At 74.6% G+C, this 14,232-nt stretch carries 15 protein-coding genes; 8 read left to right on the top strand and 7 right to left on the bottom strand.

Features of this window, described 5'->3' with window-relative positions:
• Positions 1-15: 15 nt before the first annotated feature.
• Positions 16-567, bottom strand: coding sequence for a hypothetical protein (locus BM223_RS13765; RefSeq protein ID WP_038679007.1), 552 nt, complete (start codon positions 565-567; stop codon positions 16-18).
• Entirely contained in the window at positions 564-2,240 is a 1,677-nt protein-coding gene (locus tag BM223_RS13760) for an AMP-binding protein (protein WP_038679005.1), read from the bottom strand. The genes BM223_RS13765 and BM223_RS13760 overlap by 4 nt, the downstream gene beginning before the upstream one ends.
• 98 nt (positions 2,241-2,338) lie before the next feature.
• Here BM223_RS13760 and BM223_RS13755 point away from each other — a divergent pair, with 98 nt between their 5' ends.
• Genes BM223_RS13755 through BM223_RS13745 form a run of 3 tightly spaced genes read left to right on the top strand, consistent with a single transcriptional unit; the run spans position 2,339 to position 4,005 of the window.
• The gene (locus BM223_RS13755; RefSeq protein ID WP_038679003.1) at positions 2,339-2,929 is read left to right on the top strand and encodes a TetR/AcrR family transcriptional regulator; all 591 of its coding nucleotides are present in this window, start codon (positions 2,339-2,341) and stop codon (positions 2,927-2,929) included.
• A gap of 46 nt (positions 2,930-2,975) precedes the next feature.
• On the top strand, positions 2,976-3,443 hold the full coding sequence (locus tag BM223_RS13750) for a maltokinase N-terminal cap-like domain-containing protein (protein ID WP_038679001.1): 468 nt from the start codon (positions 2,976-2,978) through the stop codon (positions 3,441-3,443).
• Positions 3,436-4,005, top strand: a complete 570-nt coding sequence (locus BM223_RS13745; RefSeq protein ID WP_052138657.1) for a TIGR03086 family metal-binding protein — start codon at positions 3,436-3,438, stop codon at positions 4,003-4,005. The genes BM223_RS13750 and BM223_RS13745 overlap by 8 nt, the downstream gene beginning before the upstream one ends.
• Positions 4,006-4,018: 13 nt before the next feature.
• On the opposite strand, the gene BM223_RS13740 is transcribed toward BM223_RS13745, so the two are convergent.
• Entirely contained in the window at positions 4,019-4,777 is a 759-nt protein-coding gene (locus tag BM223_RS13740; RefSeq protein WP_038678999.1) for a sulfite exporter TauE/SafE family protein, read from the bottom strand.
• Entirely contained in the window at positions 4,774-5,475 is a 702-nt protein-coding gene (locus tag BM223_RS13735) for a FadR/GntR family transcriptional regulator (RefSeq protein WP_038678997.1), read from the bottom strand. The genes BM223_RS13740 and BM223_RS13735 overlap by 4 nt, the downstream gene beginning before the upstream one ends.
• A gap of 117 nt (positions 5,476-5,592) precedes the next feature.
• Here BM223_RS13735 and BM223_RS13730 point away from each other — a divergent pair, with 117 nt between their 5' ends.
• Entirely contained in the window at positions 5,593-6,822 is a 1,230-nt protein-coding gene (locus BM223_RS13730; RefSeq protein WP_052138656.1) for a CaiB/BaiF CoA transferase family protein, read from the top strand.
• Positions 6,819-8,252 carry a carboxyl transferase domain-containing protein gene (locus tag BM223_RS13725; RefSeq protein ID WP_038678995.1) on the top strand — a complete coding sequence of 478 codons (1,434 nt, stop codon included), beginning with the start codon at positions 6,819-6,821 and terminating at the stop codon, positions 8,250-8,252. The genes BM223_RS13730 and BM223_RS13725 overlap by 4 nt, the downstream gene beginning before the upstream one ends.
• Here the strand turns inward: BM223_RS13725 and BM223_RS13720 are convergent.
• Both BM223_RS13720 and BM223_RS13715 read right to left on the bottom strand, forming a co-directional pair.
• Positions 8,230-9,540, bottom strand: a complete 1,311-nt coding sequence (locus BM223_RS13720; RefSeq protein WP_052138655.1) for an MFS transporter — start codon at positions 9,538-9,540, stop codon at positions 8,230-8,232. The two genes, BM223_RS13725 and BM223_RS13720, sit on opposite strands and share 23 nt — an antisense overlap.
• Positions 9,540-10,448: an arginase family protein gene (locus BM223_RS13715; protein WP_052138653.1), complete on the bottom strand. Its 909-nt coding sequence runs from the start codon at positions 10,446-10,448 to the stop codon at positions 9,540-9,542. The genes BM223_RS13720 and BM223_RS13715 overlap by 1 nt, the downstream gene beginning before the upstream one ends.
• Positions 10,449-10,595: 147 nt before the next feature.
• On the opposite strand from BM223_RS13715, the gene BM223_RS28390 reads away from it, so the two are divergent.
• From BM223_RS28390 to BM223_RS13700, 3 genes are read left to right on the top strand one after another with little or no spacing between them, the layout of a single operon-like run.
• Entirely contained in the window at positions 10,596-11,297 is a 702-nt protein-coding gene (locus BM223_RS28390; RefSeq protein WP_052138651.1) for a FadR/GntR family transcriptional regulator, read from the top strand.
• 31 nt (positions 11,298-11,328) lie between these two features.
• On the top strand, positions 11,329-11,988 hold the full coding sequence (locus BM223_RS13705) for an HD domain-containing protein (RefSeq protein WP_038678993.1): 660 nt from the start codon (positions 11,329-11,331) through the stop codon (positions 11,986-11,988).
• Positions 11,985-12,722 carry an SDR family NAD(P)-dependent oxidoreductase gene (locus tag BM223_RS13700; protein ID WP_038678990.1) on the top strand — a complete coding sequence of 246 codons (738 nt, stop codon included), beginning with the start codon at positions 11,985-11,987 and terminating at the stop codon, positions 12,720-12,722. The genes BM223_RS13705 and BM223_RS13700 overlap by 4 nt, the downstream gene beginning before the upstream one ends.
• Here BM223_RS13700 and BM223_RS13695 read toward each other — a convergent pair.
• Positions 12,715-14,187 carry an FAD-dependent oxidoreductase gene (locus BM223_RS13695; protein WP_038678989.1) on the bottom strand — a complete coding sequence of 491 codons (1,473 nt, stop codon included), beginning with the start codon at positions 14,185-14,187 and terminating at the stop codon, positions 12,715-12,717. The genes BM223_RS13700 and BM223_RS13695 overlap by 8 nt on opposite strands.
• Between the last annotated feature and the right edge of the window lie 45 nt (positions 14,188-14,232).

Here is a 14,232-nt window from a genome sequence, read left to right as displayed (position 1 = left end):
ATCGCCGACCCGGGCTCAGGCGCCGACGAGTGCCGCGAAGTCGGTGGGCAGCTCGTGGTCCTCGAGCACGCGCATCTCGATCGGGCCGCCGCTGTAGGAGTCCTCGCCGATGATCATGAGGTCCTCGTCGAAGGACCAGAAGATCACGTTGCGCATCCGGATCAGGTAGTTCTTGTCGGCCTCGGCGAAGTCGCCCGCCATCGGGTGCTGCACCATGAGCGCACCCGGCTGGATCATGGTCAGGTTGCCCTCGATCACGATGCACTGGTCGTCGACGACCATGCGCTCGCAGTGGAACTCCAGCACGTGGCCGTTGTTCTCGACCAGGTTGCGGTAGTACGCCGCGACGCCCTCGCGGGTCTTGGGCCCGACGTCACCGGACAGCTCCCAGAAGTGGTAGTCCGTGGCCTCGCCCAGCGTGCCGACGAGCGTCTCGAGGTCGCCGTCGCGCTCGGCGGCGGCGTGGACGCGCATCCTCTCGAGCATGGTGCGCTGGCGCGGGGACTCGGTGGTCGCCAGCCGGTCGGTGATGACGTCGACGAGGTGGTTGCGGTCGAGCTGGATCATGGGTGCTGCCTTTCGGTGGGGTGAAGTGCGAGCCGGCCGTGGGCAGCGAAGGACGCCTCCCGAGCGGTGCGGTCGGCCGCGGTGAAGGGGCGGTAGCCGTCGGGGGTGGCGTGGAGCAGCAGGTCGTCGGTGAGCCAGGCCTCGCCGCGCAGCACCTGCTTGTCGAGCTTGCCGGTGCCGGTCAGGGGCAGCTCGTCGACGAGGCGCACCAGGCGCGGGCGCCACTTGGTGCCGAGGTCGGGCTGAGCGTCGAGGAAGCGGTCGAGCTCCGCGGCGTCCAGGCTCTCGCCGGGCACGAGCAGGAGCGAGGCCATCACCTCGTCGCCCGTGCGCGGGTCAGGCACGCCGTACACGACCGCGGTGGCGACCGCCGGGTGCCGGGCGAGGATCCGCTCGATCGGGGCGGTCGCGAAGTTCTCGCTGTCGACCCGGATCCAGTCCGAGCTGCGCCCCGCGAACCAGTAGTGCCCCTCGGCGTCGGCATAGGCGAGGTCGCCGGTCCAGAAGTCGCCGTCGCGCACCTTGGCCGCCATCGCGGCCGGGTTGTTGTAGTAGCCCTCGAACCGCGCCGCGCCACCGCGGACCACGATCTCGCCGATCGCCTCGGCCGCGTTGAGGAGGCGGCCGTCCGGGCCGAAGGCGGCGGGCGGGCACACCGCTCCGGAGGAGCCGACGATCTCCAGGCCCATCTGGGGGTCGGGGCGGCCGAGGGCGCCCGGGGGAGTGTCGGGGCTGCGCAGGATCGCGCACACTCCCTCGGACGAGCCGTAGGACTCGACGACGCGGCAGCCGAAGCGGCGGACGAACTCCTCGCGGTCGCGGGTCGAGGCCTCGGTCCCGAAGCCGTAGCGCAGCCGGGTCCGGCCCTCGCGGGGGTCCTCGGGCTGGGCCAGGACGTAGGACAGCGCGCGCCCGACGTAGTTGAAGAAGGTCGCCCCGAAGCGCTCGACGTCGGGCAGGAAGCCGGACGCCGAGAACCGGTCGCGCATCGCCAGCGTCCCGCCGACGACGAGGATCGGCGCCCACGCTGCCATCAGGGCGTTGCCGTGGAAGAGCGGCATCGCGTTGTAGGCGACGTCGTCGCGGGTCAGCCCGTGCCGGTTGAGCTGCCCGATCACGGCCAGCCGGTACGACGAGCACACGACCGCCTTGGGCGCCCCCGTCGAGCCGGACGTGAAGAGCAGGAGCAGGACGTGCTCGGCGCCCGGGGGAGCGGTCGTCGCGACGGGGTGCGCCTGCGCCCGGGCGATGACGTCGCGGTAGCGCTCCCCGTCGGCGTCGAGCACGTCGACGCCGGCGAGCTCGGCGGCGTCCACCCCGTCGACCAGCGCGCGGTGCCCGGGACCGACGACGAGGGTCTGGCAGTCGGTCGCGCGGATGTCGGCGGCCAGCTCCGCCCCGCGCCGGGTCGGGTTGACCCCGACGACCGTCGCTCCGCACAGGGCGGCGCCGGCGATCAGCAGCAGGTACTCCGGGTCGTTGTCCATGAGCACGCCGACGTGCCAGGGACCGGGCCGGCGCAGCGCGGTGAGGGCGCCGGCCCGGACCCGGGCCGCGGCGACGAACTCTCGCCAAGTCAGGGTCTCGGCCCCGAACAGGAGGGCAGGATGGTCGTCCTCGGCCCGCGCGAGCAGCAGCTCCGCGACCGAGCCGTGGGGGAACGAAGGTGTCACGAGGGCTCCCGGGTGATCCGCTTCATATTGCGTTGCGTGACGAAACATAAATAGACTCCGCCGCACCGTCAAGGGTCTGCCGATCTGAGGAGGTACCGATGAGCGAGGCCGCAGCCGCCGCCGGCCGTCCGCGCGACAGCCGGATCGACGAGGCCGTGCTCGTCGCCACCCGCGAGCTCGTCGCCGAGCTCGGGTACGCCGACCTGACCTTCCGCGCGATCGCCCAGCGGGCAGGGACGTCGGTGCCCGCGATCCGCCGGCGGTGGGCCTCCAAGGCGCACCTCGTGCACGAGGCGGTCTATCCCACCGACGTCGTGGGCGCCCCCACTGGCGCCGCCGACCTGCGCGCCGAGGTGCGCGCGGTCGTCGAGCGCTGCCTGGCGATCGTCGGCTCGCCGGCCGGCCGGCGCGCGACCCCGGCGCTGATGAGCGAGATGATGACCGACCACGCGCTCGAGCAGGAGCTCAGCGCCCGGCTGCTCGACGCCGGCTGGGACGCCCTCGCCGCCCGGCTGGCCGAGGCGTCGGAGCGCGGCGAGACCCGACCCGACATCGACCTGGGCGTCTTCGTCGAGATGGTCTTCGGCGCCACGCTGGTCGCCCTCGTCCTGCGTGGGCGCGAGGCGGTGGACGACGCCTGGGTCGAGGCACTGGTCACCGCGGTCGTCGACGGCCTGCGGGTGCGCTGACCCCTGCCGGCTGTCGGCTGTCGGCTGCGCGTCCTAGGGTCGGGCCATGGCCATCATCCACCGCGCGACGCTGAGCCCCTCCAAGCCCGAGCTGCTGGCCGCCTGGCTGGGCGGCGAGGTCGAGGTCCTCGGCAGCTTCCGGTACGACGACCCGGCGGGCGAGGTGGGCGTCGAGGCGTTCGTCGTCCGCGTGGGCGGCGAGGTGCGCCACGTCCCCCTGGCCTACCGCGGCGCCCCCGCGACCTACGACGGCGCGGTACCGGTCGGCACGATGGAGCACTCCGTGCTCGGCGCCCGCTGGGTCTACGACGGCACCGCCGACCCGGTCGTGCAGGGCTGCTACGCGCGGGCGCTGGCCGGCGAGCAGGAGCAGGCGGTCATGGAGCTCTGGGACGCCGGCGAGATGGTCGGCGTGGTGCCCGGCTCGGTCGTCGTCCGGCGAGAGGGCGAGGGCGATGCCGCCCGGCTGGTCGCGACCTGGGACAGCGGGACGCTGGTGGTGGCCGGTGACTGACCTCGACGAGCTCGCCCACCTCGACGCCGCCACCGCGCTGCTCCGGGCCCGGCTGGTCGCGGTCGGCCCGGACCGGTGGGACGCCCCGTCGCCCTGCGCGGGCTGGACGGTGCACGACGTCGCCGAGCACGTCGTCGGCGACGCGGTGCGCTACCGGCTGTGGCTGATCGGAGCTCCGGCCGAGCAGGTGACGGCCTCGCGGGCACTGACCTTCCTGGGAGACGACGCCGTCTCGTCGTTCGACGAGATCCAGGGCGCGCTGCGCGCCGCGTTCGCCGAGCCCGGGGCGCTGGACCGGATCGCGCGCCACTCGGCCGGCGAGATCACCGGCCGCGAGCTGCTCGAGCTGCGCCTGCTGGAGCAGACGCTCCACGCCTGGGACATCGCCACCGGCTCCGGCACCGATGCCACCATCGACGACGCGCTGTGCGAGCGGCTGCTCGGCTCGGCGGCGACGATCGAGCGGCTGCGCGGGCACGGCTACTACGCGCCGACGACGGCGCTGGCCGGCCCCGGCGACTCGCTGCAGGAGCGGCTGCTCCGGATCGCCGGACGCCGCTGACCGCTCGGGCCGGTCAGAGCATCACGAACGCGACGACCACGCCCGCCAGCACCACCGCACCCCGGAAGACGCCCGCCGGCAGCCGCCGGCCGATCCGCGCGCCGAGGTAGCCGCCGCCGACCGAGCCCGCGGCGAGCAGCCCGACGACCGCCCAGTCGAGGTCGGCGACGACGACGAAGATCAGCCCGGCCACGACGTTGCCGGCCAGCAGCGAGAGCGTCTTGAGCGCGTTGACGACGCGCAGCTCGACGTCCGTCCCGAGGCCCAGCACCGCCACCATCATCACGCCCGCACCGACACCGAAGTAGCCGCCGTAGATGCCGGTCAGGCCGGCGAAGAAGGTGGTGAGCGGGGAGAGGTGGTGGCGCGGCCCGGCCTCGGCGTCGCGGTAGCGCGCGAGCCGGCGGGCGAGCCACGGCTGGGCACCGACCAGCGCGCACGCGAGCAGGATCAGCCAGGGCACGGCCGCCTCGAAGGCCGCCGCCGGCAGCGCGAGCAGCAGCACGGCGCCGACCACCGCGCCGAGCGCGCAGCAGGTGAGCACGACCCTGGTCACCCGCGGGTGCTCGCGCAGCTCGGCCCGGTAGCCGAACGACCCGCTCAGCCCGGCCGGGATCAGGCCGACGGTGTTCGAGGCGTTCGCGACGACCGGCGGCAGACCGAGCGCGACCAGGACCGGGAAGCTCAGCAGCGAGGCGACGCCGACGGTCGAGCTCAGCACGCCCGCGCCGAACCCGGCGCCGAGGACGGCGAGCTGCTCGAGGCCCGTCACCCGTCGGTGCGGATCAGCGCGACGTCGCTGACCAGGCCGATGTGGTCGTGCATCGCGGCGGCGGCCGCGGCGGGATCGCCGGCGGCGATGGCATCGGCGATCCGGCGGTGGCCGGCGAGCGAGGCGTGGGGGCGCTCGGGCTGCGAGAGCGACTCGAGCCGGGTCTCGCGCACCAGCGGCCCGATCTCGAGCATCAGCCGGGCCAGGAGCGCCGAGTGGCTGGCGGCGGTGACCGCCGCGTGGAAGCGCTCGTCTCCCTCGACGCCGCGGCCACCGGCGGCGATGTCGGCCTCCATGGCGGTGATGGCGGCCTCGATCTCGGCCAGGTCGTCGTGGGTACGGCGCTCGGCGGCGAGCGCCGCGAGCTTGGTCTCGAGCGCGTCGCGGGTCTCGATGATCTCGGGGAGCCGGTCGGCGTGGGCCCGGATCGCCTGGGCGATGGTGCCCTCGGTCGGCCGGGTGAGCACCGTGCCGTCGCCGTGGCGCACGGTGACGACGCCGACGACCTCGAGCGCGACGAGCGCCTGGCTCAGCGTCGCCCGGCTCACGCCGAGCTGCTGGGCGAGCTCGCGCTCGGGCGGCAGCCGGTCGCCGACCGCGAGCCCGGTGGCGGTGATCCAGGCGGTGATCTGCTCGGCGACCTGCTCGTACAGGCGGGTCCGGGTGACCTTCGGGGGGAGGGGGCGTCCGTCAGCCATGGCGGCATCCTATTGACATTCGGCGGCACTGTCCTATTGGCTAGGCCACTGATCCAACCGTCCAGCCGGTGGGTCGGTGCCGGGCTCGCCGGCGTGAACGGGAGAGGTGGACCACTCATGGGAGCTGACCAGGCCGCACGGCCGGACGTCGAGGGCTTTCCGTCGTCGCTGTCAGGACCGCTGTCCGACGTCCTGGTGGTCGACCTCTCCCGCGCGCTGGCGGGCCCGCACGCCACGATGATGCTGGGCGACCTCGGTGCCCGCGTGGTCAAGGTGGAGGCGCCCGGGCACGGCGACGACACCCGCGGCTGGGGTCCACCGTTCGTCACGCCCGCCGGCGAGGGGGAGCGGGAGTCGACGTACTTCCTCTCCGCCAACCGCAACAAGGAGTCGATCGCGCTCGACCTCAAGGACGCCGAGGACCGCGCCGTCCTCCTCGACCTGGTCGACCGGGCCGACGTGATCGTCGAGAACTTCCGCACCGGCGTCCTGGAGCGGCTCGGGCTCGGCCTGGACCGGCTCCTCGAGCGCAACCCGCGCCTGGTCGCGCTGTCGATCACCGGCTTCGGCCACGACGGGCCCGAGGGCGGCCGGGCGGGCTACGACCAGATCGCGCAGGGGGAGGCCGGCCTGATGTCCCTGACCGGCTCCGGGCCCGACGACCCGCAGCGGGTCGGGACGCCGATCGCCGACGTCCTCGCCGGCATGTACGGCGCCTACGGCGTCCTCGCCGCGCTGCACGAGCGCGAGCGGACCGGCCGGGGCACCGTCGTCCGGACGTCGCTGCTGGCCGCGGTCGTCGGCGTGCACGCCTTCCAGGGCACCCGCTGGACCGTCGGCGGCGAGCTCGGCCAGGCGCAGGGCAACCACCACCCGTCGATCGCCCCCTACGGCCTGTTCCGCTGCGCCGGCGGCGCGGTGCAGATCGCGGTCGGCTCCGAGGCCCTGTGGGCCCGGTTCTGCGCGGCGTTCGACCTCGACCCCGCCCGCGAGGGCTTCGCGACCAACCCGGAGCGGGTCGGCCGGCGCGACGAGACGATCGCGCTCGTCGAGTCCGCCTTCGCGAGCTGGGAGGCCGAGCCCCTGCTCGCCAAGCTCGCCGACGCGGGCATCCCCGCCGGCAAGGTGCGCACCCTCGACGAGGTCTACGCCTGGGACCAGACCGCCAGCCAGGGCCTGCTGCTCGACGTCGAGCACGCCACGCTCGGCAGGGTCACGCTGCCCGGCCCGCCGCTGCGCTTCTTCGGCGCCGACGGCGCCGAGCAGACGGCGACCGACCACCGCCCGCCGCCGACCCTCGACCAGCACGGTGCCGCGGTCCGCTCCTGGGTGCGGGGCGAGGCGTGAGCGCCCGGCTCGGCGCCCGCGACCTGCTCGACCTCGTCCTCGACCCGGGCACCTTCACGTCCTGGGACGAGCCGGTCGACATCAGCGGCCACCCCGAGTCCTACCAGGCCGAGCTTCGGGCGGCGGCCGAGAAGGCCGGCACCGACGAGTCGGTGCTCACCGGTCGCGGGCTCGTCCACGGTCGGCCGGTGGCGGTCGTCGTCAACGAGTTCCGGTTCCTGGCCGGCTCGATCGGCCGGGCCGCCGCCGAGCGCATCGTCGCCGCCGTCCGGCGCGCGACCGCCGAGGGCGTGCCGCTGCTGGCCGCGACCGCCTCCGGCGGCACCCGGATGCAGGAGGGCACGCCCGCCTTCCTGCAGATGGTCGAGATCTCGCGCGCCCTCATGGACCACCGCGCCGCAGGTCTGCCCTACCTCGCCTACCTGCGGCACCCGACGACGGGTGGCGTGTTCGCGTCGTGGGGCTCGCTGGCCCACGTCACCGTCGCCGAGCCCGGCGCCCTGGTCGGCTTCCTCGGCCCGAAGGTCTACGAGGCGCTCAACGGCAAGGCCTTCCCGGACGGCGTCCAGGTCGCCGAGAACCTCGTCGCCAAGGGGGTCATCGACGCGGTCGTCGCCACCGAGCACCTCCCGCAGCTGGTGGACCGCGCGCTCGGCGTCCTCGTCGACCCGCCCGCGGCACCGGCCCTGCCCCGCCGCACCGGCGCGCTCGTCGAGCGCGACGCGTGGGAGAGCATCGTCGCCACCCGCGCCCCGGGCCGGGCCGGCGTCCGCGACCTGCTGCGCCACGGCGCCTCCGCGATGGTGCGCCTCTACGGCACCGACGAGGGGGAGCGGGACTCCGCTGTCCTCGTCGCGCTCGCCCGGATCGACGGCCAGCCCTGCGTCGTCGTCGGCCAGGACCGCGCCCGCCAGAGCGAGACCCACCCGCTCGGGCCGGCCGCGCTCCGGTCGGCCCGGCGCGCGATGCGGCTGGCCGACGAGCTCCGGCTCCCGCTCGTCACCGTCATCGACACCCCCGGTGCCGAGCTGTCGCAGCGCGCCGAGGAGGGCGCGATGGCCGGCGAGATCGCCCGCTGCATCGCCACCCTGACCACGCTGAGCGTGCCCACCGTGTCGGTGCTGCTCGGCCAGGGCTGCGGCGGCGGTGCGCTCGCCCTCCTGCCCGCCCGCACGATCGTCGCCGCCGAGCGGGCCTGGCTCACGCCGCTCCCGCCGGAGGGCGCCTCCGTCATCCGGCACGGCGACGTCGAGCACGCTCCCGACATGGCCCGCGCCCAGCACGTCCGGGCCGGGGACCTGCTGGCGGCGGGGAGCATCCAGGTCGTCGTCCCGGAACGCGACGAGGACAGTGCCGCCGACCTCGCGGTGGCGGTCGCAGCGGAGATCGGGCAGGCCTTGTCGGCGGCTAGGGCAGCGGTGCCTGCCTGACCGGGGTCCGCTGCCGGCGGCCGTGGACCACCATCGCCGCGGACGACAGCAGGCTCAGTGCGACGAAGAAGGCGATGAGGCCGCGGGGCTCGCCGTCGTCCAGGGCCAGCAGCAGGGCTCCGATCATCGGCGCGAAGCCTCCGAAGACCATGCCGGCGACCTGGTACGAGAACGACGCCCCCGTCGCCCGGCACGCCACCGGGAACAGCTCGCTGAGGAAGCCGGCCATCGGTCCGTAGGCGCACGACTGACCGACGCAGCGCATCACGATCATCAGCCCGTAGACGACCAGCAGGTTGCCCGACCCGAGCAGGGAGAACAGGGGGCCGACGGTGAGGATGCTGACCGCGACCCCGACGTGCACCACGCGCGCCGTGCCCCACCGATCGGCTGCCAGGCCCGCGAGCGGCAGCGTCACCACCTCGGCCGCTGCCGCGAGGGTCAGGCCGGTGAGCAGGAACGACGAGCTCAGGCCGAGGGTGTCGGTGCCGTAGCCCAGCAGCAGCGTGACGATGATGTAGTAGCCGCCGGTGGCGAGCGCCAGGGAGCCGATGGCGATCCCGATCGTCGCGCGGTGCTCGACGAGCACCGTGCGCAGCGGCGGCGTCGTACCGCCGTCGGCGCCGGTGGCGGCCCGGTGCTCCTCGAAGGCCGGCGACTCGTCCACCCGGAGCCGCACCACGAGACCGACCGCGACCAGGACGAGCGAGATCCAGAACGGGATCCGCCAGGTCCACGCCCGCAGGGCCTCGTCGCCGCCCAGCGCCACGAGGCTGAAGATGCCGGACGACAGCAGGGCGCCCGCCGGCGAGCCGAGCTGGGTGAAGGAGCCGTAGAACTTCCGGCGCTCCGGCGGCGCGTGCTCGACGGAGAGCACGGCGGCCCCGCCCCACTCGCCGCCGACGGCGAAGCCCTGCACCAGGCGGAGCGCGACGAGCAGGCCGGTGGCGAGCCAGCCGATGTCGTCGTACGTGGGGAGGCAGCCGATGAGGAAGGTCGCGACGCCCATGAGCAGCAGGGTCAGCACCAGCGTGCGGCGCCGGCCGACCCGGTCGGCGAGGCGCCCGAGCACGAGCCCGCCCAGCGGACGGGTCAGGAAGCCGACCGCATAGGTCGAGAGCGCCGCGAGCACCCCGAGCATCGAGCTGTGCTCGCTCTCGGGGAAGAACACGTGGCCGAACACGAGCCCCGCGGCCGTGCTGTAGGCGAAGAAGTCGTACCACTCGATGGTGGTGCCGACGAAGGCGGCGGCCGATGCCTTGCGCGCGCCCCGAGTCGCGGTCCGCATCAGGCCCTCCTCGCCCCTCGTCCGGCGCGCAGCGTGTGCACGATCTCGAGCACCACCCGGGCCGCCAGGAGGCCGGTGGTGCCGCCGAGGTCGTGGGGTGGGCTGACCGTGGCCACGTCGGCGCCGACGATGTCGAGCGGCTCGAGCGCCCGCAGGAAGGCGAGGCCCTCGCGGGCGCTGAGGCCGCCCCACTCGGGGGTGGCCACACCGGGTGCCGCCGCGGGGTCGAAGACGTCCATGTCCCAGCTCAGGTGCACCGGGCGGCCCGCGGTGTGCGTCACGAGCAGGTCGGTCAGCTCGGCCGGCGCGAGCGCGACGAGCTCGTCGGTGGTGCGCACCGCGTACCCCAGGCGCCGGGCGTGGGCGCACACCTCCGTCTGGAAGGTCGTGCCCCGCACGCCGAGGTGGATCGACCGGGCCGGATCGACCAGACCCTCGTCGACCGCGCGGGTGAACGTGGTCGCGGTGGTGAGCGGCTCCGCCCCGGCGTCGGCACCGGGAGGGGCGTCGGGATAGGCGTCGGTGTGGGCGTCGAAGTGCACGACGGCCAGCGGTCCGTGCGCCGCCGCCAGGGCCCGCAGCACCGGGAACGTGGCGGTGCCGTCGCCGCCGAGGACGACGGGGACCGCGCCGCTCGCCACGACCTCGGCCAGTGCCGGCGTGGCGTCGTCGAGCAGCGAGTCGAGCCGGCCGGGCGTCAGCCGGACGTCGCCCCAGTCGACGATCCCGCCGAGGTCGAGTGGGCCGCGGTCGGCCAGGTGGGGGCGCAACAGGCGCGACTGCTGGCGGATGTGGCCGGGTCCGCCGCGGGCGCCGATGCGGGACGGATGGGTGCCGACGTCGAAGCCGATGCCGACGATAGCGATCTCCGGACCGTCCGGCGGGTCGTCCGGCGCGGGCAGGGACAAGAAGGATCCATGGGGTGCCAGGAAGGCAGAGGTGCGGGACACGTTCGCTCACTTCGTCGTGGTCGTTGGTCATACCAACATTACCATTTGCGTATGGTGGTGCTCGAAGCTGCGGAGCGGACGCGGCGCGGAGGAGGAGGTGGGGTGATGGAAGCCGAGTGGGGTCCGGGCGACCTGCGACCGCGGTCGGTGGCCGGGGAGGTCGCGATCCTCCTCGAGCGCGAGATCCGCAGCGGCCGGTTCGGGCCGGGGGAGCGGCTGCCGTCCGAGCGCGAGCTCGCCACCCGGCTCGGCGTGTCCCGCACGAGCGTGCGCGACGCGATGCAGGAGCTCACGCTCAAGGGGCTCATCGACCGCCGCCCGGGACGCGGCACCGTCGTGGTCGAGCACGCGTCGCCGCTGGAGGAGTCGCTGCTCAGCACGATGGGCGCACCCGAGCGCTCCCTGCGCGAGGTCACCGACCTGCGCCGGGCGATCGAGGCCGCCGTCGCCGAGCGCGCCGCGCTGCGGGCCACCAAGACCGACCTGGCGAGCCTCGCCGCCTGCCTCGACCGGGCCCACGACCGGCTGCCGGCCGACGAGTCGCTCCGGCTCGACGAGGAGTTCCACCTGCTGGTCGCGCGGGCCACCCAGAACCCGCTGCTCGTCACCCTGGTCGAGACGACCGCCGAGTGGCTCGTCGACGTACGACGGCGCTCGCACCTCACCCGGGCCGGCCGGCGCGCATCCATCGCCGGCCACCGGGACGTCCTCGACGCGATCGCCGCCGGCGACACTGCCGCCGCCCGGCTGGCGATGGTGGCGCACGTCGCCGAGATCTCCCAGGTGATCCGGGCCCAGGGGCACTGACCGGTGGCCCGGTGCTGGCAGGCTGTGCCGCATGCCCGACGTCCCCCTGACCGACGAGCCCCTGATCCTCGACCGCCAGCCGCTGCCGGACGGCATCGGCGAGCGGCTCGCCGCCCAGCTGCGGTTCATCGCGGAGGCCGACAAGCTCAAGACCATCCTGCGCGCCTCGCCGCTGGCCGCCGCGGACCGGCGTGAGAACGACGCCGAGCACTCCTGGCACCTGGCGCTGATGGTCATCCTGCTCGCGGAGTACGCCGACGAGCCGATCGACGTCGGCCACGCGGTCCGGCTCGTGGTGATCCACGACCTCGTCGAGATCTACGCGGGGGACAGCCCGGTGTTCGTGCCGGGTGCCGCCGCGGACCAGGTCGAGCGCGAGGAGGCCGCCGCGGAGCGGCTCTTCGGGCTGCTGCCCGCCGACCAGGCCGCCGAGATCCGTGCGCTGTGGGACGAGTTCGAGGCCGGGCGCACGCCCGAGGCCCGGTTCGGCAAGGCGATGGACCGGCTCGAGCCGATGCTGCTCAACTGGCTCGACGGAGGCGGCACCTGGCAGCTGCCGGGAGCGACCGAGAGCACGGTGCGCGCCCGTGAGGCCGGTGTCGTCGCCGGGTCGACCTCGCTCGGATCGTTCACCGGGCAGCTGGTCGACGAGGGCCTGCGCCGCGGCTGGATCCGGCCGGACGAGGCGTGAGCGCCACCGAGCGACCGGTCGCGCTGGTCACCGGCTCCACCTCCGGCATCGGTGCGGGCATCGCCCGCCGTCTGGTCGCCGAGGGCTACACCGTCGTCCTGCACTCGCGCAGCTCGGTCGCGGCCGGCGAGGTGCTGGCCGCCGAGCTCGAGCACGCGGTCTACGCGCAGGCCGACCTCGCGGTCGAGGACAACCGGGTCCGGCTGGTCCGGGAGGCCGTGGCCCAGGCGGGACGACTCGACGTCCTGGTCAACAACGCGGGCATCAGCCGCGTCGTCCCGCACGACGACCTGGCCGCCGCCACGCCCGCGCTGTGGCGCGAGCTGCACGAGGTCAACGTGATCGCCCCGTTCCACCTGGTCGCCGAGGCGGAGCCGTACCTGCGGGCGGCACCCCGTGGCGGGTGCGTCGTCAACATCAGCTCGCACGCGGGCGTCCGGCCCAAGGGCGCCTCGATCCCGTACGCGGCCACCAAGGCGGCGCTCAACCACACCACCCGGCTGCTCGCGGTCGCGCTGGCCCCCGAGATCCGGGTCAACGCGGTCGCGCCCGGGCTGGTCGACACCCCGCTGACCGCCGACTGGACCGCCGCCCAGGAGCTCTGGCGCGAGCGGGCGCCGATGCGCCGCGCCGCCAGCCCCGACGACATCGCCCAGGCGGTGGCGCTGCTCGTGGCGTCGGACTACCTGACCGGCGAGGTGCTCCTCTCGGACGGCGGGCTCAACCTCACCTGAGCCCGGCGGCCGCCACCCCCGCACGGCGTCCGAAGTAGGTGCCGTCGCCGAGCGAGGTGCCGCTGATGTAGCCGCGGGCGTGCATGCTCGACGTCGCCCGGCCGGCGGCGTACAGACCGGGGATCGCGACGCCGTCGTGGTCGAGGACGGCGCCGTCGGTCGTCGTCCGCAGGCCGCCGAGGGTGAAGACCTCGGCGCCGCCTCCGGTGTCGCCGTACTCGGGGGCACTCATGCCGCGGCGGACGTCGATCGCGGCGAAGGGCGCGCGCAGCGGGCGCAGCCACCGCTCGGCCTTGTGGAAGTAGGGGTCCGCACCCCGCTCCGCATGGCGGTTGTACTCCGCAACGCTGGTCTGCAGCGCGCCGTCGGGCATGCCGATCTCGGCCTCGAGCTCGGCGACCGTCTCGGCCACGTGGTGCGGGCGGACGCCCCAGCGCTCGACCTCCGGCACCTCCTCGTAGGCCTGCTCGTCGAGCACCACCCACACCCGAAGGCCGTGCTTGAACAGGGCCGCCTGCCCGATCAGGCCGGGGTAGACGTCCTCGTTGATGAACCGCTGACCGCGCTCGTCGACGACCATCCCGCGCACCGCCATGCCCGGCACCAGCGTGATCCCGACCTGACCCGCCGCCATGTTGCGGACGGCGGCGCCCGCGGCCTGCGCCATCGCGATGCCGCGGCCGTCGTCCCCGCCGTCGCTGTTGACGGGCAGCCCGGCCAGGACCGGGGCGTGGGTGGCGACCATCGCCGCGTTGTCCGCGAAGCCGCCCGTGGTCAGCACGATCCCGCGCCGGGCCCGGTAGGTCACGTCCCTGCCCTCGCGCCGCGCGACCAGTCCGACGACCCGGCCGTCGACGTCGGTGACGAGCCGCTGGGCGCCGGTGTCGGTGTGCACCGGGATCCCGGCCTTCGCGACCGCCTCGCCCAGCACCTGCATGAGCACCTTGCCGCCGAACCCGTCGGAGGTGACCCGGTGCCCGCGCGGCGCCGGCGCCGCTGCGGCCGCGAAGGGGTGCGCGGCCTCGCCCATCCACATCAGGCCGTCGTCGGTCGGCGGCACCCAGGTGGGGGAGTCCCAGAGCGACTCCTTGAACGGCACGCCGTGGCCCACCAGCCAGTCGAAGTGCTCACGGCTGCCCCGGCTGTAGGCGGCGACCTTCTCCGCGTCGGCGTCCGGGCCGAGCGCCGCGAGCAGGAACTGCTCCATGTCGTCAGCCGAGTCGTCGAACCCGCACGCCTGCTGGACCGGCGTCCCGCCGCCGAGGTAGATCTCACCGCCCGACAGCGCGGCCGAGCCGCCCCCGGCCGAGAGCCGCTCCAGCAGGACGACGTCCGCGCCCGACGCCTGCGCGTCGAGCGCGGCCGCCGCACCCGCACAGCCGTAGCCGACGACGACGACGTCGGCCTCGTGGTCGAACTCCCGTACCTCGGCTGCCGCGACCGGCTTGACCGACGACTTCCACATGGCGCACTTCCTTCCGCTCGGTCCGCGGGACGCTAGGCGTGCCCG

Source organism: Pimelobacter simplex, assembly GCF_900114845.1.
Classification (GTDB): domain Bacteria; phylum Actinomycetota; class Actinomycetes; order Propionibacteriales; family Nocardioidaceae; genus Nocardioides; species Nocardioides simplex.
The sequence above is the reverse complement of the archived record's forward strand: the minus strand, read 5'-3'. Positions and strand labels throughout refer to the sequence as shown.